The sequence below is a fragment of the Victivallaceae bacterium genome (assembly GCA_036659455.1).
Taxonomy (GTDB): domain Bacteria; phylum Chlamydiota; class Chlamydiia; order Chlamydiales; family Chlamydiaceae; genus JAVXCN01.
Genome location: JAVXCN010000001.1, coordinates 322,315 through 340,717 on the forward strand (window position 1 = coordinate 322,315; position 18,403 = coordinate 340,717).

The window sequence follows — 18,403 nt, forward strand, 5'->3', positions numbered from 1 at the left end:
GACTATTTTATGAAATTTTGTTGGAAAACGGAAGAAGAAGAAGAACGCCTTTCCGCTTTTCTTAAAAAAAAATTAAAAAACGAGTATTCGAACCGGGATATCTCTCAATCGATACTTAATCAGAGATGCATCGTCAATGGTTTTACGGAAAGATTCAATTCCTATAAACTCAAATTCGGTGATCTTGTTGAATTTTATCCTAGCCGATACATCCGGCCCCAATTCGAAAGTGAACGGATCATTCAAAATTATCCCGAATACCTTATCTATGACAAACCGGCTCATATCACTACCGAAGAACTGATTCGTTTGAGCGGACTAAAATGCGTTCACAGATTGGATCGCGACACATCGGGTTGTCTAATCATGCCTAAAACGAAAAAAGCCCTACTTAAATTCAATCGGATATTTTCAGAACGAAAAATAATAAAAACTTACAGAGCTGTCGTTTACGGAACGATAGCTAAAAAATCCGGGTGTATTTGCACGAATACGGCTCCCGTATTAAGACGACAAGGAAAAGTAATTTTCGATAACTTAAAAACACCGGACTCTAAGTTAACGATAACTCACTGGAAAGTTCTCGGATACGGGAAAGAAACTACTCTCGTCGAGTGCCGACCGGAAACGGGACGTACGCACCAAATCCGTCTTCACATGAAAACTTTAGGACATCCTATAGTGGGTGACCCTGATTACGGCCCTAAAAAACAGACCATGTTGACATTTCGACATCTACTTCATGCCCTTGAATTAAACTTTACATGTCCTTTTACTCAAGCAATCGTGTTATGCCGTTCTTTCGATAAACTTTTAAACTTGAGTCTCTCGTTCACCCGTTAATAAGCATTTCACCAGTGACTGGTCGCCGCCTCGCAGTAATTGCCATTGTTTGTCAGGAGAGAGAATAGGACCACCTCCGACAGCGCCGTCTAATATTTTCTGTGCTTGCTGTAACAAATGTCTCCATCCTCCCCCTTCACAACCATCAACTTGATCCCTTGGTTCCTCGTCAGATCCGGAAGGTCCGGAAGGTCCGGATCGTCTGCTTGCATTCTCAGTCATTAACGCTTCGACTCGTAATCCTAAAGCGGATTGTAAAATATGATCTGTGGGAATCGGACTATCTCGATCGCCCGGATCTTTAACTGAATATCCTTTGAAAGCTAATAAAAAAACTACTAAAGCTAATAGCTCCACCTCAGTTAACCAACAACGCCCCCCTTTACATAGAACACGTAATATGGCTAACACAAGTATATATATAGAACATAACGTAACAACGCCCGGACCATGACCGGTCTGGGAAGAAAAATAACCAGACGTCAAAAAATTCTTAAAAAACTCCTCCTCGTTCATGCCTATGCAAACCTGCCCCTCCTCAGTCAGAATTTTAATCTCTGGAGGGAAGGTGGTGTCATCGTTAGTGCCCACCTCCGATACCCCCTGTTTTATCGCTGTAACCATTCCCGGAATCAGATTTAACTTATCGAGACATTTTTGACTCGTTTCGACTAACTGTCCCTTATGATGGAAGTCTACTTGACTTTCCATCTCAAGTTTAGCCTTCTTACACGCGTTATTAAGATCAGATTTCTCTTGTCTAGTTATCGAAAGATGTTGTCTCGCTCTATCATCCAGATCAATACCAGTCAACTTCTCCGCCTTTAAAAGAACCAGCGGACCGTATTCTTCTTCCAGAGTCTGTACTAATTGCGTAATATCCTCACGCGATTGTCCACGCCCTCCTGTACAAAACATATCCCAGGTATGGCAAAGACAAGATCCCACAGATCCGCATCCGCACTCACCCAAAGGACACCCGCAACCGGGACATCCGCATTCTTGACGACACCACGGAGCACAACCCGTATAACACGCCTCTGCGCCATCTTCAGTTTTTTGACTATTCAGTATATCGCCAATAACTTGCGAAACGCTTAGAATCGTTCCGGCTAGGTCTCCACTTAACGGTTGACTCGTAATCACCGGAGCGGCACTTGAAGATGATGTTCCGGTTCCACCTGAAGCACCTTGAGGGTCGTTTAGGGGACTATCAACAACATCTTTAGCTCCGTTACCGCCGTCTTCGGTAGAAAGTACGGTAAATGGACGACCACAACACCCAGGAACACAACCACACATAAAAGCAATCTCAATAAAAACAATAACTTGGCAAAGAAGAATGTATTATTTTCAGCATTATGTAAATAATTTTATTAACATTTTTATAGATTAAAAACAGACCGCAGCACTTCTTTGGTCCAAGTCCTTTAAAATACTTTTAAAATAAATGATTATCTTTAAGGAACACACCGAATTTCTTTTCATCAGTGCCGAGCGGAAGCCGTCGATTCTCCGCATTTCCGAAAAAAATAATATAACTTCATCATTCGTTCCTTAAGACTCCTGAATATTATTTTTTTCGAAAATTGACTGAACGTAAGCGGAGATTCACGATTGTATAAAACCCACTTCTCTTATGACGTGGATTATCGTTTTTTCGATCTTTTTTATAATGGAGTTGCTTGAGGGCTTCCGAATAAAAGATCTCTTACTCTGAGATCATTCGTATACAACATCCGATGTTGTTCTGGAATAGTCAAGTCTATCGGAATATCACAAGATCCCGAAGCTAAACGCGTTATCAGGCGTTTTACATGTATTTTTGCTAAACTCGAAGCATCTCGAATCGCACCGACATCGGCTCCTCCTCTTTCCAAATCTTGTTCTTGATGTGCGCCGTCTTGTAACCTTCTTATGGAAGCTCGTCCCAACTCGGATACTAAGATGTGATCCGCTGATATCTCACAAAAAGAAAATCCTCGGACGGCGAACATAAACATCACTAAAGCCTCTACTTCTTGATCCTGTACCCAGATACGACCCTGCTGACATAAATCATTCAACACCGAAACCACTTCCATAAATATCTGATATAAAACGGAAGCATCGGGTGGACCGGAACAGAAAAACCAATTAGGATTCAGGTAACGCTTCAACATATCTTCCTCGTTTAATCTTAAGCAATAATCGCCCTCACCGAAAACTTTCAAATTCAAAGATAAAACAACATCGCCGTCCTTACAACCGATTCTTTGCAATATCAATTCAGGCATTCCGGGAATTTGGGATAGAATCTCAATACATTGTACATATGAATCATTCGAAGAGGGGCTCCGGTAAGATGCCATTTTACTTGCTATTACGTTCCGCGCTCGTTTACATGCTCGTTCAAGTAGATGTTTTTCATAATCGGTCGGCTTATGATTCCGTCTTAACATTTCCTCTAATGAAAGACCGCACAGCATTTGGGCCTTTAAAAGAACCAGCGGACCGTATTCGGACTCTAAACGCTCTGCCAATAAACGGATGTTTTTACCCGTTTCATTGACACCTCCTGAAAATAACATATCCCAACTACGGCAAAAGAAGGCTCCGAAAGCTCCGCATCCGCAGCTCCCGTCGACATACCCGCATTCCTCGGAACATCTGTCATAGCACGATGAATCTCTCTGACTTAAAACACGTTTTATAATTTCGGAAACAGTCTCAATCTCCTCGGAAACGTCCAGTGAAGCAGTCTGAGATTGATTCGTAATTACCGACCCGGACGTAAGACGAACGGAAGAACCGGAGTTTTCAAAACCATTGATTTGTTCGCTACTACCCTCTTCGGGATTAGGTCTGTTAGTAAACAAAACACTAAATCCAGGAACACCACTACTCATAAATATAACTTCCTTAAAAAGAAAAAAGATGAAATGATAATAAACTATTTGTAATATAATGTATATTAAAACTTAATGTATGTTAAAAACTTATATCAAATTCTAAAGTTTCCGATAATGTCCGCTCATGTTTCTTGAAACCAAGAATTTTCAAAATCGTATTTGATTAATAATGAGTCCTAAGATAGGATTCGCCGTCTGTATTGAAAGCATTGTAATTTATGAGTAATCAAATGTTGAGTCTGGACTTAAAGGGAAAAAAAGTGTTTATCGCCGGCATCGGAGATGATCAAGGCTACGGCTGGGGAATCGCAAAAAGTCTTGCGAGTGCGGGAGCCGTCGTTCTTGTCGGAACTTGGGTACCGATATTGAAAATATTCAAACAATCTTTTGAAATGGGTAAGTTCGATGAATCTCGGAAATTATCGGATGGTTCTCTCATGAATTTTGCAAAAATTTATCCCCTTGATGCCTCTTTCGATGTTCCGGAAGACATCCCTGAAGAGGTTAAAGAGAATAAAAGATACAAAGAAGTTGCCGGTTATACGATACAAGAGGTTGCCGATGCGGTCAAAACCGATTTCAGTTCTATAGATTATCTTGTACACAGCTTGGCAAACGCTCCGGAAGTCACGAAATCTCTTTTAGACACCTCAAGAAAAGGTTATCTATCCGCATTAAGCAATTCTTCCTATTCGTTCGTGAGTTTGGTCTCCAGATTCGGTCCTCTTATGAGCAAGGGAGGAGGAGCCTTATCTCTGACTTACGAGGCTTCTCAAAAAGCCGTTCCCGGATATGGAGGAGGAATGAATGCCGCTAAGGCTGCATTGGAGAGCGATACGCGATTTTTAGCATGGGAAGCCGGAAGACGGTGGAGCATTCGTATTAATACGATCTCCGCAGGGCCTATTAAAAGCCGTGCCGGGAAAGCCATCGGTTTTATCGATAAAATGGTAGATTACTCTCTCGGCATGTCTCCGATACAAACTCCGATGACGGCTGACCAGGTCGGAAACGTAGCCGCCTTCTTACTGTCTCCTCTTGCGGAAGCGATTAACGGGAGCGTGTTATACGTCGATCACGGTGTGCACATGATGGGAGTAAGTCCCGAAATGCTTAGGTGAATTTTCGTTCGAAAATTTCTATCCCTTTCCGCAATCCGTAAAGAATTCCTTGTCGTTTAGCAGACGGGCACAGACAGTCAGCCAATCCGTGCATCATTTTAGGTGCCGTTTCCATGACGATTTTGAACGATCCGATATTCAAAAATCCTTCATCATTGAAATCATCCCCTGCCGTAATAACGAAAGGTTCATTTTGAGAAACGTTAGCTAGGAAATAAGACAAAGCCGATTCCTTCGTCCCTTCTTTCGGAGTAATATGCATGATTGAGAATTGAGAATGAAAAGGATGAGCGATTACACTCACACTGATAACCGAAAAAAAATCCGAGTTCACTAATATTTCCCTAATATCTTCCAAAACGGAAATACGTCCAAGAATCTTAATCACTGAAAGGTCCCCGAAAGGATAGGCATCTTCTAAAGAAAATACTTTTTTAAAACGTCTATCTCGTGCCTCTTGATTAGGAAAGTAAATGTTCTCAATAGCTTCCAAAATCAAGATCTCTTCTTTTTCGAGTGTCGAAGACAATTCTCTAAAATAAAGATCGTCATGTTCCACCCCGGATTCTATTACTGAAGCAACCGAGAAACCATTAATGATTTTTTTTAGAAAAGGAACACATTCGAACGAAAGCTTATGCGAAAAAAAACACTTTTCTTCTTCCGGAAACATTAAAGCCGTACCGTTTTGCACACCTAAATAATATGGGAAAGAGCAGGTTTGCAGTAATTCGCGAGCATACGCGTAATATCTACCGGTTAAAAACAATAACTCCCAACCCGATGCTTGAAGATCTTCTAGAAATGCTTTGATTTCAGGTTCCAATTCCCTTTTATTTGCCGTTAACGTTCCATCCAAATCGGTAGCTATAACACCTTTTTTCATAATGCAGAGCCTCAAAATATAATCCTTTGTATAGGATAACTCGAAATTCCTTTACCTTGTACCCATTTATTAAATATGATAAACATAATTTGGTCAGGAGAATTTCATCATGCCGAAGAACCAACTGAAACGGATTTTACGTCCATCATCGATTTTCGATCCTTTGCTTTCATCGGATAACATCTCGGACAATATCATTGAAGACTCCGTAGAAACCATGGAAGTCACGGGACCTTTTCCGACTACCATGAAGACCGAGTTTTTAAAAATGGGTTTGTCGTTGTTCCTTCTTTTAACGATTTTTACCGTTTGTGTGTGGGCTTTCAAAAAATTTCTGAAAAATAGAAGCACTCGTTTTAATAAAGGATCTTCCGCAATTAAAATTCTTGATCAAAGAGCTTTAAGTCATAAATCCGTTCTTTACATCGTTCAGGTAGTAGATAAAATCTTGATTATTGCAGAATCTTCCGAAGAAATTCGAATGTTATCCGAATTTCCTGAAAAAACCGATCTCAATACCGTGATGAGTGAACTGCAATCCAAAAAAAAAGCCGGTTCTTTTTCAACTGATTTCATCACTAAAACGGTTTCACGTCTAGGCAAAAAATTATCTTCATCGTAAAATTTATCTCGTGTTTACTGCCCTTTTATATTGTGGATTTTTATTGCATCGGTTATCTTGCTTACAGAGTGGGTTTATGCAGTTTTCATCATAATATCAAAACGCGTATCATAAAAAATCCACTCGAAAACAGAGTAGTGAGGCTCATTTGAACGATGTCCGGAAAAATTACTTTACTTATTAGGGGTTGAAAAGCAAAATATGCTGGTATTGACGCGAAAAAAAGAACAAAAAATCCGAATCGGGAAAGATGTTAAAATCACCGTTCTGAAGATACAAGGCAATCAAGTTTCCATTGGTATCGAAGCTCCTAAAAATATGCAAATCGTAAGAGAGGAGCTTATCCTTGAATCCGATAACTCCGATTCTTTTTCCGAATCGGAAATGTCTACGTTGAGATAGGGTGATTATGAAGCTTGTCCAAAACGAAATCATTCATTTTCTGAAAGAAAATGATTTTAAACCCCAGTTGGAAACTCAAAGCAATTTGGTTTATATTTTAATTAAGGTAAATCAAACAGAAGTTCCTCTTTTTTTCTGCATCAGAAACGACGGTGATCTGTTGCAGATGATTGCTTACATCCCTTATCAGTTAAAAGCGACCAGCAACGGAGAAACAGCCAGGCTTCTTCATCTCTTAAACAAAGATTTAGACATGCCGGGATTCGGTATGGATGAAGATCAAAATCTTATCTTTTATAGAGTCGTTCTTCCTTGTTTGGAACAGGAAATAGATCCCAAGCTAATATTAATTTACATCCGTACCTTTGAATTTGTTTGCGACAGTTTTTCTAATGCCATCGGTATGATTGCCGCAGGTCAAATCGATATTAATCGTTTGAAAACATCCGAATAGTCTTGTTATGGCAAAACAATTTATCTTTTACGACACTGAAACTACAGGAACAAACGTCGATAAGGATAGGATTATAGAGATTGCTGCCTACTATCCGTTTAAAGATAAAAGTTTCAGTTCCTATGTCAAACCTGACATTCCCGTACCGACTCAAGCAACCGCCATTCACGGAATCTCGGATGAAATGCTCACGGACGCTCCTTCCTTTAAAACGGTTTTTCACCAATTAAAGGAATTTTGCGGAGACGAGGTCATTCTTGTAGCTCACAATAACGACAATTTCGACGCTCCTCTTTTTGCTCGGGAATGTCAACGACATTCCATCCCGGAACTTGAATTTCCGACTTTAGATTCTTTGAAATGGGCTAGAAAATATCGAACCGATCTTCCCCGACATAATTTGCAATATCTTCGACAACTCTACGGCATCAACGTTAATCAGGCACACAGAGCACTTGACGATGTCATCGTCTTGCATCAATTGTTTAGTATTATGATAGGCGATCTTGATGCGGAAACGGTTTTACGTTTGATGTCTGAAGAAGAGTGTCCTTTAACAATGACTTTTGGCAAATACAAAGGCAAAAGTTTAGAAGAAATTCCCGATTCATATTTTAAATGGCTAAGAGAACAGGGAGCTTTAGATAAACCCGAAAATGAGAAGTTACGTAAAGCTATCGATAAATGTAAATCATGTTAGTTGCAGCCTTTTCTTCGTGTCCGAATGATATTTTTTTATTCCGTTCTTTTTTAACAAAAAAATCAAACACCGGTTTATTTTCCAAACTAATCATAAAAGATATCGAGTCATTAAATAATCTTGCAAAAACAGGAACCGTTTGCGTAATCAAGATATCGGCGGCTTTTTATCCGATAATACAAGATCGTTTCGAACTGTTACAAGTGGGCTCGACTTTCGGTTACAATCACGGTCCTAAAATAATAGCTCGTCAAGCCGATGCTTCCTTAATTTACGATAAAGTCGGTTTTCCGGGACAAACCACGACGGCCTACCGATTATTCAGAAAATTTTATTCCTGTCGTGAAAACGTTTTTCTACCCTACTCGGAAATTCCCAAACACGTTCAATCGAAGGCAATATCCGCCGGTGTGATCATTCATGAATCCGGATTGATTTGTGAAAAAATGGGACTACACGAACTAACGGATCTAGGAAAATTATGGTATCAAAGAACCAAGCTACCTTTACCTTTGGGTTGTATTGCCATATCCAGGTATCTTCATGATGACATGAAAAAGAGAATCAGAGAAGAGCTTGAAGCTTCTTTAAGAGAATCTCTAAGTCAAAGACAAGAAAGTCTTTTGCTTGCTGCTCAATATTCCCAAGAAAAAGATCTACAAGTCATCGATAAGTTTATAGACACTTATGTTTCCCGAGATACGCTTTGCATCTCTAATGAAGGTCTACAGGCTTTGATCAATTTATGGTCATAAAAAAAATATTGCTTGCCATGGCGGATCCTGTAGAAGCCATCGATATCGTTCGTCGTTTTGATATGAAAAATACGAATAAAGGATATTCCGTAATTATAGAAGAGAAACTACGTCTTGATATATGTTTTACGGGATATGGATGTTGTTTAGCCGCTGCGAATCTTGCTTATCATTTACTGCATATCGAACGATATTATAACATGGTTATCAATTCAGGGTTTGCCGGAATTTTAAAACCGGATATTTATCCTCTTTATGCTGTTACGGAAGTCACCAAAGTTCATAAATTCATACCGAATTTTAACCACGGAAACGAGAAGACCGAAGCAATCATTCAAAAAGCCTTCCCTTCTATCGATTGCCCGGAAACAACCCTAGGTTCCGTCCTGATGACTTCGGATTCCCCGCTTTCTTTTTATCACTCCGGATACCGCTTACACGATGCCGATTTAGTCGATATGGAAGGATACGGTATCGCATCGCTGGCAATTACGCTGAATATACCGTTTAAGCTAATTAAAATCGGATCGGACCGGGTTAATCATCCGAATGATCAACAAATACTCAGAAAACAACCTGAAATTCCGGCACAAGCTCTCGGAAAATGGTTTGAAGAATATTTATTCACAAACGATCTCTTCAGGGATATCTCTTATATCACCTTCGACAAGTCCTAATTTTCCGTATCCGGTTTCCCACATAAGCTTAAATTCCTGACAAAGATTAAGAAGTTCTTCTTTAGATCCTTCCGCTATTTTCTTTCCTGCTTTTAAATAGATAATTTTATCGACATGTTCTAAGGTCGATAGTTTATGTGCGATGATAATCTGGGTATAAACATCCTTTGTCCTTTCCAAAACATCTTTAATATAAGACTCACTGAGTGCATCCAAAGCCGAAGTGGCTTCATCCAGAACTAAAATAGAAGCTTTTTTAAGAAGAGCTCTTGCAATAGACAATCTTTGTTGCTGTCCGCCGGAAAGATTTTTACCTGTTTCTTCAAGAGTATAATCACATCCTCCGGGAAGCTTCATAATAAATTCTTTAGAGAAAGAATCGGATAGCGCCTTATCAATCTCCTCAAATTTGAATTCATTACCTAAAGTCAGATTGTTATGAATGGTATCATAAAACAGAAACGTTTCTTGAGGCACGCATGCAATGTGTTTTCTCAAAGAATCCGGGGTATAATCATAAATAGATCTACCGTCTATGAGAATCTCGCCTGAAGTCACATCATAAAGTCGAGTTAATAATTTAGCAATCGTCGATTTACCGGATCCGGTAGGACCGACTATTCCTAATGATTCTCCTTTTTTTAAATTAAAACTTATATCCGTAATGACGGGTTCTCCGGGATAATATCCGAAAGTTACGTTACGAAATTCTATATCGTAATGAAAACCTTGCAGTTCTTCCGGTTCCTTAATACCGGCTCGCTCATCACGAATCAAAAAAATCTCATTCATTCGTTCTGCTGCCGCAACGCCCTTCATGATATGCGTATTCTCATCGGCAAATTTTTTAATCGGCTCATATACCAGATAAAGCAACCCGCAAAAAACCATAAGTTCCGTTGGATTAATGTTGAGATGATAGATACCGGTCACTATAACGAAAGCGAAAAATAAAGAAGAAACGGCATGAAGAAGAGGACGAGGAGCCAGACCATAACGAGCACTTTTTTCTTCCAAACACGCAATTTTATCGTTGTGTTTGGAATATTTCGTAAAAGAAAAACCTTCACTACCGAATAATTTAACGGTCATTATCCCGGACAAAAACTCAATTAAAACGGATGAAAAACCGTCTTGATTTTTTTGAATCGATCTTGCTAACGATTTAATTTTCCGAGCCAAATACATTATCGGCAATACGAAAACGGGAAAGCCCAAGAAAACGAATACCGTCAATTTCCATGAGATCGAGCTGCACACCCAGACGGTAGATAATAAGGTAAAGGGAGCCTGTAGATAATTAATAAATAAAGCGTTTACGGATAAAGCAATATTTTCGGAGTCAACGATAACCCGATTACTTAAATTACCTATATCATGCTCATGATAAAAAGAAAGCGGAAGAGCTTGAATGGAGCAGAAATACTCTTTTCTCAAATCTCGACTGATACGTATGGCCGTTTTTTGATTGAAAAACCTATAACTGAAAAGAGAGATTGCTTTCAGGCAGGCAACGACAATCAAAAATAAAGCCAATCCATAAAAATTGGATGAAAAATTAAAAATCTTATCAAAACAACCCGTAAGTCGTTGAAAAAATGAACGTTTTCCTCTGACGGTTTGGTACTTCGCTATGTTTTCTTTCGTTAAAGGATTATCCAAATTTCCGGTGATTTCTTCCCAGGTCGTCGAAGCTTCCCGATAAGTCAACACCTGATTCTTATCGGGAGAGAAATCCCGTTTCAAAAGACCGAAAATTTCAGGCCCTGTTCTAACGACAACACCGAGAGACAAAATCTCCATCTGAGAAGTTAAAGTCAGACCGAGCATACCTATAAGGGTGAGGGGAAGTAAAAGAAAATGTCGTTTATTCTTGAGGAGAATTTTCAGAAGAACTTTCATATCGGCCTATATTACGAAATTTTCGATAGCGTTTTTCAATAAGTTCTTCACCGGATAAGTTCTTAAGAAGGTTTGATTGTTTCAAAACAAAATCCTTTACATTCTTGTATACTTCATTGGGATTATGATGAGCACCACCGACGGGTTCCTTAATTATGACATCTATAATTTCGAACCCCAAAAGATCTTCGGCCTGCATTTTCAACATATCCGCCGAATCGCTATTCCTTTTAGGATCTTTCCACAAAATAGACGCACAACCTTCGGGTGAAATCACGGAATAATAGGAATGTTCAAGCATGGCCACAACATCTCCTATCCCCATCCCTAAAGCACCTCCGGAACAACCTTCGCCTATGACCAAGACGATAATCGGCGTCGCAAGAACGGATAAATCTCTTAGATTTTGAGCGATAGCCCAACCTTGACCTCTTTCTTCGGCAACCAAACCCGGATAAGCTCCCGGGGTATCCAATAAAAAAAGAATCGGAAGTCCGAATTTTTCGGCAAGCTTAGCCAAACGCAGCGCTTTTCTGAAACCTTCCGGATGAAGCATTCCGAAATTTCTATGGATACGAGAATCGGTGTCGCAGCCTTTTTCTTGGCCTACAACCATAAACTTGGAGCCCCCTATCTTACCGACACCACCAACGACTGCGGGATCGTTACGAATAGCTCTATCACCGTTCAATTCGATAAAATCTTCGCAAAGAACTTCAATATAATTAACGGCTCGAGGACGGGCAGGATGTCGACAAATCTGAACCCTTTCCCAAGGAGTCAATCGAGAATAAATCTGCTTTTTTAAATTATCCAGACGTTTCTCCAATTTCTGCAATTCCGACGTCGAGAGTAACGGATTTTTTTTATTTTTTTCCTTAAATTGAGCAATCGTTTTCTCATACTCCGCGATTTGTCTCTCGTGAGGCAGTAACTCCATACTCAAACCTTTTTATAACTGAAACATGACATTTTAATACAATTATCCGTAAAAAACAACGATTAGAAACCGTAACCGCACACTATAGAAAATTTCGAATATTTTTATTTCTCGTTTTGAAAAAAAATATTGAAAGGCCCTTTAAGATCTTTAAACACGATAATGAAATCCGCTCCCCAAAATGAATCGTTTCCTTGTAGAGAAAAAATTTCCATGACTTCCGTACCGGAACAGCCAACCACCATATCTCCCGAATCACCGGTTAAAATGACGGGTTTCATGGGTCCTTTATAAGAATCCAGAGAATTCGCTCTGAGAGAAGGACCGCCCTCAATTCGACAGGATCTACCGATACAAAAAACGGAAATACCATAAGAATCCTTCGGTTGAAGTTCCTTTCGACCAAGAAAAACTTGATAGGATTTCGGAGAAACGTTCGTCTGACAATAAAAACGCTCTCCCGGTAAAGCAGAGTCTCGTAAAAATCTAAATCCGGAAGGTTTATCCGAAGGAGAAGCGGCAGAAAAATGATAAGAAACCTTAAATAAAGTCCCGTTTTCCATAAATTCGTTTTCATCAACGTCTTCCGTAACAAAATCTCCGGAAAAACCCGCAATACCGAAACCTGAAGTGTCTTCGGGGGGGGTAGACTGAGTACCAAAACCGATAATTCCGATATCTCCTTTAAGAAAAGCTCCCATGCCGCTTTTACACCCGGAAGCACAAACATAGGATGAAAAATCAGAAGAACGTGTCATCCAAAAACCGAGTTCCTTATCCGAAAACCGATAATCGGTTCGTGTCTCGACACCGAATCGTTCCATAAAAAGCCGACATATGTTCGTAATTTCCTTTAAATTCCGACCTATTCCTTGACGATAAAGAGTGGGAAAAACAACTCCTCGATGATCAAACACAGCTTGCTGATAAGCGATCATGTTTTGAATAACGGAAAGATATTTTTCGTCTCTTTGCGAAAGACGTAATAAAATCAATCCTAATTCGGCGTATTCAGCCAAATAAGGCAAGCCTCCCCATAAGAAGCAAGCTCTTTCAAAAAGCAAAATCGTTCCTTGCTCCGTCTTATTGAAAACCGTCCGGTCTTCAAGACGAAAATCTTCGTCGGAAAGATAAGAGAGATACAGCGCATAAGCCAGCTCATGAACTTTCAGAACGGGATGGTATTTAAAATCAAGAATGCGTGAATAGCATTTGGAGTCCGAAAGAGACAATAAGGTTTTAATATCGGATTCGTAATTCAACATCATAATTACACGGCTAACTCTTAAACATTATCGGAAAGAGGCCAAACGAATATCTTCCCGTTGAAAAATTCAAGATTAACGACCGGAAAGAATAAAACGAAACAAAAACGGCGACTTAACTCGTAATAATCCGTCGCCGTCCAAACGAGAAGAGAAAAACTATGATTCTATAAGTCTTTTCATTCTTTTTCCCGGAGTAAATTTGACGGCTTTTCTTGCCGGAATTTGAATGGGTACTGCGGCATTCTTTGGGTTTCTTCCGATTTTAGGTTTTCGTTCCACAACGCGTAGAACACCGAAATCCCTGAATTCCAGACGATCCCCCTTAGCCAAAGCATCCGTCATCTTATCAAGAAAGTTCTGTATAACGGTTCTAACGTGATTCGGATGTATTTTGTGGTCTTGAGATATTGTTGATATTAATTTCTTTTTTGTCATTGTCGCCATGTGGCCTGCCTCCTGTTAAAAACAGCTACAACGGTAGCCCTATTCTTATTCGTTGAGTCATAAGCGTATGATAGTCATCCTTTCTTTCGATTCAAGACATTTTTTAAAAAAAATAATTTTTCCCAAATGTCAAGAACAGGATTCTTAAAAAATACGCCAGAAAACACAAACGGAAGAACGCAAACAAAACCCGAAGTGTTTTTTTATTAAACTTTTTGGTACATTTCCTTAATTCATTTTATAATGAGTCCCCGTAGCTCAGCAGGATAGAGCGGTTGCCTCCTAAGCAGCAGGCCACGTGTTCGAATCACGTCGGGGACGATTGGCATCATATGTTTTTGCTTTGTTTTGAAGAGGTGTCCTTTTTTCGAAAGAAAGACTCTTTTTTCGTTGTTTGCTTTGTTCTTTTTCCGTAAGAAACGTATGAATTCCTTCTGCAATACCTTTAGCTATGCTCGCCCTGTAAATAGGATTCAATAACTTTGCTCTTTCTCCGGGATTCGATAAAAAACCGGTTTCCACTAAAATCGAAGGCATTACGGTTTCTCTAATGACGGAAAAATTGCCCGCTTTAACTCCACGAGAACGCATAATTCCGGCTTTCTCCATAAACAATAACACCTTTTTACCCAACTCTTCGGAAAGCGTGGTCTTATCATGTTGACCTTTGTCATAAAAATAAATTTCAGTCCCTAAAGCTTCGAGATTCTCTGAATGGTTACAATGAATGCTTACAAACGCATGAGCTTTCAATCCGTTAGCGATGGAGGCTCTTTTACCCAAAGTTACGAAAACATCGGAGCCTCTAGTCAGAACCGATCTGTAACCCAGGCGCTTTAAATGGTTCTGAACGGCTATCGTCATAGATAAAGTCAGGGACTTTTCGTCGTACCCGAGAGCCTTATTCATGGTACCGTAATCCTTACCGCCATGTCCCGCATCCAAAACGATGATTTCGCTTCGTCTTTTATAAACGTTTTGATTTTGAGAACGCGATTTAAAATCTTCTGAGGGGTTGTCGGCACAAAATCCATGGCTGCCGATTAATACTAAAATCGTAACGATAAATAACCGCATTATAAAACTGCATTGCTCTCTTTTAATAATTCTTCTACTACACTCTTATCATCAAAAGGTATCGTATAATGTTTAAATCTCTGATAACTTTCATGTCCTCTTCCGGCGATCAGAACAATATCTTCGCTGCCGGCAAGCTTTAAGGCTTTTTCTATAGCCTGTCTCCTATCAACTTCAACAATGTAATTATCGTTTTTAAACCCGGAGAGTATTTCTCCGATGATTTCATTAGGATCTTCGCTTCTCGGATTATCGGTAGTAATGATCCCCAAGCCGTATTTTTCGACGATTTTTCCCATTAAAGGTCTTTTGGCGTGATCTCGTTCGCCTCCGCATCCTACAACAGTAATCAATTTTCCGCTGGGAGAAAGAGTTTTTTCGAGGGAACCCAGAACTTTTTCCAAACCGTCAGGAGTATGAGCATAATCAATGAAAATTTTACAAGGACCGTTTAAAATAGGTTCCAGACGACCTTTAGGCGGTTTCATATCGGCTATGATAACAGCCAATTCGGATAAACTCATGTCAAATTCCACTAACCCTATAAGAATGGGAATCAACAAATTGTAAACGTTGTGAATACCGATTAAACTCGTTTCGAAAACATGTTTTATTCCCGAAAAACTTACGGTAAATTGCGTATGAGCCGACCCTAATACGATATTTTCCGCAAATACATCGGCCTCGGGCGATAAACCGTAAGTCGCCTGCCTGGCCGGACATTGCTCCGCAACGCAATGCTTATAGAGGGAATCGTAATTCAAAACAGCCAACCCTTCTTGAGTTAATGAGCGAAACAATTTATTTTTTTCTTGAGCATAAGCTTCAAAAGAACCGTGAAAATCCAAATGATCCTGCGATAAGTTCGTAAAAACGGCTATATTGAATTCGATACCGTGCGTCCTTTTATGACTAAGTCCTATGGAGGAAACTTCCATAACGGCCGCTTTACATCGATTTTTTACCATTTCGCGTAAAAATTTCCGATTCGATACAGCGTCCGGAGTCGTATTATCGCCCGTTAAAGAAGTATTTCCGCCTAAAATATATTCAATAGTCCCTATTAATCCGCAGGGATAATTAATTTTGTCCAACAACTGTTTCAAAAGATAACTGACGGTAGTTTTTCCGTTAGTACCGGTGATCCCCACAGTATACAGTTCCTTTGATGGGAACTCATAAAATCTTTCCACCAGAACGGCCTCCGCTTCATAAACGTCATCGCAAATAATCTGAGGAACTTTCAAAAACGGATTGTGAAAAGAAGAAAGAACGGCTACCGCACCGTTTTTCACAGCATCTTCGGCAAAATCGTTTCCGTCTACCTGACTACCCATTTTAGCTATGAACAACGAACCGGGACCTGCAATTCGAGAATTATTCGAGATGCTCGAAATAACGACGATCCGGGATTTACCGTAGACTTTGTAATTCAAACCGGAAATTAAGTCATTTAATTTCAATGATTCCACTCCTCATATAATTGTTTCAAGACTCTAACGTCTTCATTTAATACCGTTGCATTCTTATCCGGAACCACTCCTAGATAGGATAGAACCTTTTCGGCAATGCTTCCGAATACGACGGCGGACGATCTTCCGGACATATAATTCTTCGTTCCGTCTTCCCGAATGACGTAAGCGGGTTCATCTATCGAAACCATAAGCACAAATCTTACAGGGTTCGAAAAGTTCAAATCTGCAGGAGCCATGCCGACAAAAGAAGTAATGTGCTTCTTTTTACAATACTTACCGTCCACTATTTTTTCCGTCGTTCCCGTTTTTCCTGCCGTAGTGTATTTATCCAAACCTGCCGTAACTGCCGTCCCTCCCGGCAATGTCGTGTATGTCATCGCCTTCATTACCGTCCTCGCTATATCCCGAGATACAATTCGTTTGAAAGATCCGCGATCCCGAACGACATTTTCCATAATGACAGGCTTACCATTATCAAAAAAAACTATTTTTTTGATAAGCGTAGGTTTTATTAAAAATCCTCCGTTAGCAATGGAGGCATATGCCGCAGCGATCTGCAGATTCGTAGCTAATATATTATAACCGATAGCTAAAGAATAGGGTGTGGAAATAGACCATTCAGGCGATCCGTTTTTGTAAAAACCGTTTAATGACGGTACGAAACCCATCGTCTCACCAGGCAATTCTATTCCGGTTTTTTTACCGAATCCGAATTCCGTAAGCATCGCACGATACCATTTACAATCCAAAACGTTAATCAACATGTCAATGATTTGCGCCATGTAAACATTAGAAGATTTTTGGATAGCCATATACATATTCAATTTCTTATTGGAAGAAATATCTTTTAAAGGAAAAGCTTTTCTCCCGGGAAACAGAGTTCTGGTTACGTCTATCGCTTGCTCTTCGTTGAAAAAGGGAATGCGATTCGAATTCGTAAGCTCTTCATTAGCCTTTAAAGCTATAGCCATGGTTATGGGTTTCATGACCGATCCCGGTTCAAAAGCATCCGTAACGGATGAAACTTTGGTGTATTCTATTTTTTCCGGATCATTAAAAAAATCCTTATAAAACGTAGGATCGAAAAAAGGATATTGAGCCAACGCCAAGATTTCTCCGGTATAAGGATCCATAAGAACGGCTCTTCCTCCTTTAGCCATACACTTTAAAACCCCCTTTTCCAGCTCTTCCTCAACAATATTTTGAATGCAATGATCGATAGTCAGATAAACGTCGGCACCGTCCTGAGGAGGTTTGATTAATATATCGGCATCCAAACGATTAAGAGGCGATCGCAGCAGTTGACGTTCTCCGAGACATCCTTTTAAAATGTCGTTAAATCTGGCTTCCAAACCTCCGGTAGGGAAAGCTTCCAGTGTTTTATCGTCCTTATTTTCTCTTATGGTATGTAAAACTTGACCCAGTAATTTTCCGAAGGGATAGGAACGTTTGTAATCTTTAACGAAAAAAATGGCATTTAACGGAATTTTTCGTTTAACGGCATAAGGTTTCCACCACTCCAAAATCCTATCTTTGGTTACCGGGTCTATCCATCGTATGAGTTTTCTAAATCGAGAACGCTTATCGAATTCCGGTCTTAACTCGGCAAACGTTTTCGAACCCGATAACTCAACCAAACGAAGAACCGTTTCATCACGAAATCTTTCCGGCAACATGAGAGCATCTAAACAAAGATGAAATTTAGTGACGTCTACAACTAACGATCTCGGTTCTTCGTTAGAGTTTCGTTTTAAAGAGGAATTGGAAAAAAAAGTACCTCTTTTAAAAGGCTCTTTAATCGTGGTTCTATGTTGTAAAAGAGCTTCGCTTTCCCAACGATCCCCTTCAAGAACCTGAATTTGAAAATAACGAACGATTAGTAGGGAAAATAAAAAAACCAAACTCAGAGCGACGAAAAGAATACGCTTATTAAGCAAGGGAACTCA

At 39.8% G+C, this 18,403-nt stretch carries 17 protein-coding genes and 1 tRNA gene; 9 read left to right on the plus strand and 9 right to left on the minus strand.

Annotated elements, in window-relative coordinates:
- Positions 1-9: 9 nt before the first annotated feature.
- On the plus strand, positions 10-843 hold the full coding sequence (locus RSA43_01420; GenBank protein ID MEG2495947.1) for an RluA family pseudouridine synthase: 834 nt from the start codon (positions 10-12) through the stop codon (positions 841-843).
- On the opposite strand, the gene RSA43_01425 is transcribed toward RSA43_01420, so the two are convergent.
- On the minus strand, positions 814-2,145 hold the full coding sequence (locus RSA43_01425) for a hypothetical protein (GenBank protein ID MEG2495948.1): 1,332 nt from the start codon (positions 2,143-2,145) through the stop codon (positions 814-816). The genes RSA43_01420 and RSA43_01425 overlap by 30 nt on opposite strands.
- A gap of 368 nt (positions 2,146-2,513) precedes the next feature.
- A complete protein-coding gene (locus tag RSA43_01430) occupies positions 2,514-3,731 on the minus strand; it encodes a hypothetical protein (protein MEG2495949.1) in 1,218 nt (405 codons plus the stop codon).
- A 221-nt stretch (positions 3,732-3,952) separates the two neighbouring features.
- Between RSA43_01430 and RSA43_01435 the strand changes: the two genes are divergently transcribed.
- Complete coding sequence (locus tag RSA43_01435) at positions 3,953-4,855, plus strand: enoyl-[acyl-carrier-protein] reductase (GenBank protein ID MEG2495950.1); 903 nt, start codon at positions 3,953-3,955, stop codon at positions 4,853-4,855.
- On the opposite strand, the gene RSA43_01440 is transcribed toward RSA43_01435, so the two are convergent.
- Entirely contained in the window at positions 4,848-5,741 is an 894-nt protein-coding gene (locus tag RSA43_01440) for an HAD family hydrolase (GenBank protein ID MEG2495951.1), read from the minus strand. The two genes, RSA43_01435 and RSA43_01440, sit on opposite strands and share 8 nt — an antisense overlap.
- 109 nt (positions 5,742-5,850) lie before the next feature.
- Here RSA43_01440 and RSA43_01445 point away from each other — a divergent pair, with 109 nt between their 5' ends.
- The 6 genes from RSA43_01445 to RSA43_01470 all read left to right on the plus strand — a co-directional run bounded on the left by RSA43_01445 (position 5,851) and on the right by RSA43_01470 (position 9,351).
- Positions 5,851-6,363, plus strand: coding sequence for a FliO/MopB family protein (locus tag RSA43_01445; protein ID MEG2495952.1), 513 nt, complete (start codon positions 5,851-5,853; stop codon positions 6,361-6,363).
- Positions 6,364-6,564: 201 nt separating this feature from the next.
- Positions 6,565-6,765 carry a carbon storage regulator gene (locus tag RSA43_01450; GenBank protein ID MEG2495953.1) on the plus strand — a complete coding sequence of 67 codons (201 nt, stop codon included), beginning with the start codon at positions 6,565-6,567 and terminating at the stop codon, positions 6,763-6,765.
- A 7-nt stretch (positions 6,766-6,772) separates the two neighbouring features.
- Complete coding sequence (locus RSA43_01455) at positions 6,773-7,219, plus strand: YbjN domain-containing protein (GenBank protein MEG2495954.1); 447 nt, start codon at positions 6,773-6,775, stop codon at positions 7,217-7,219.
- A 7-nt stretch (positions 7,220-7,226) separates the two neighbouring features.
- On the plus strand, positions 7,227-7,919 hold the full coding sequence (locus RSA43_01460; GenBank protein ID MEG2495955.1) for a DUF3820 family protein: 693 nt from the start codon (positions 7,227-7,229) through the stop codon (positions 7,917-7,919).
- Complete coding sequence (locus tag RSA43_01465; protein ID MEG2495956.1) at positions 7,913-8,674, plus strand: MqnA/MqnD/SBP family protein; 762 nt, start codon at positions 7,913-7,915, stop codon at positions 8,672-8,674. The genes RSA43_01460 and RSA43_01465 overlap by 7 nt, the downstream gene beginning before the upstream one ends.
- A complete protein-coding gene (locus RSA43_01470) occupies positions 8,665-9,351 on the plus strand; it encodes a hypothetical protein (GenBank protein ID MEG2495957.1) in 687 nt (228 codons plus the stop codon). The genes RSA43_01465 and RSA43_01470 overlap by 10 nt, the downstream gene beginning before the upstream one ends.
- Here RSA43_01470 and RSA43_01475 read toward each other — a convergent pair.
- The 4 genes from RSA43_01475 to RSA43_01490 all read right to left on the minus strand — a co-directional run bounded on the left by RSA43_01475 (position 9,295) and on the right by RSA43_01490 (position 13,905).
- The gene (locus RSA43_01475) at positions 9,295-11,253 is read right to left on the minus strand and encodes an ABC transporter ATP-binding protein (GenBank protein ID MEG2495958.1); all 1,959 of its coding nucleotides are present in this window, start codon (positions 11,251-11,253) and stop codon (positions 9,295-9,297) included. The two genes, RSA43_01470 and RSA43_01475, sit on opposite strands and share 57 nt — an antisense overlap.
- Positions 11,219-12,193, minus strand: coding sequence for an acetyl-CoA carboxylase carboxyltransferase subunit alpha (locus RSA43_01480; GenBank protein ID MEG2495959.1), 975 nt, complete (start codon positions 12,191-12,193; stop codon positions 11,219-11,221). The genes RSA43_01475 and RSA43_01480 overlap by 35 nt, the downstream gene beginning before the upstream one ends.
- Before the next feature lie 104 nt (positions 12,194-12,297).
- Complete coding sequence (locus RSA43_01485; GenBank protein MEG2495960.1) at positions 12,298-13,461, minus strand: hypothetical protein; 1,164 nt, start codon at positions 13,459-13,461, stop codon at positions 12,298-12,300.
- Positions 13,462-13,617: 156 nt separating this feature from the next.
- On the minus strand, positions 13,618-13,905 hold the full coding sequence (locus RSA43_01490) for an HU family DNA-binding protein (GenBank protein ID MEG2495961.1): 288 nt from the start codon (positions 13,903-13,905) through the stop codon (positions 13,618-13,620).
- 247 nt (positions 13,906-14,152) lie between these two features.
- Here RSA43_01490 and RSA43_01495 point away from each other — a divergent pair.
- Positions 14,153-14,226: transfer RNA gene (locus RSA43_01495), tRNA-Arg, on the plus strand.
- A gap of 755 nt (positions 14,227-14,981) precedes the next feature.
- Here RSA43_01495 and RSA43_01500 read toward each other — a convergent pair.
- Positions 14,982-16,445 (minus strand): UDP-N-acetylmuramoyl-L-alanyl-D-glutamate--2,6-diaminopimelate ligase, encoded by a 1,464-nt coding sequence (locus RSA43_01500; GenBank protein ID MEG2495962.1) that lies wholly within the window; start codon positions 16,443-16,445, stop codon positions 14,982-14,984.
- The gene (locus RSA43_01505; protein ID MEG2495963.1) at positions 16,442-18,394 is read right to left on the minus strand and encodes a penicillin-binding protein 2; all 1,953 of its coding nucleotides are present in this window, start codon (positions 18,392-18,394) and stop codon (positions 16,442-16,444) included. Before RSA43_01505 ends, RSA43_01500 begins: the two co-directional genes overlap by 4 nt.
- Positions 18,395-18,403: the final 9 nt, after the last annotated feature.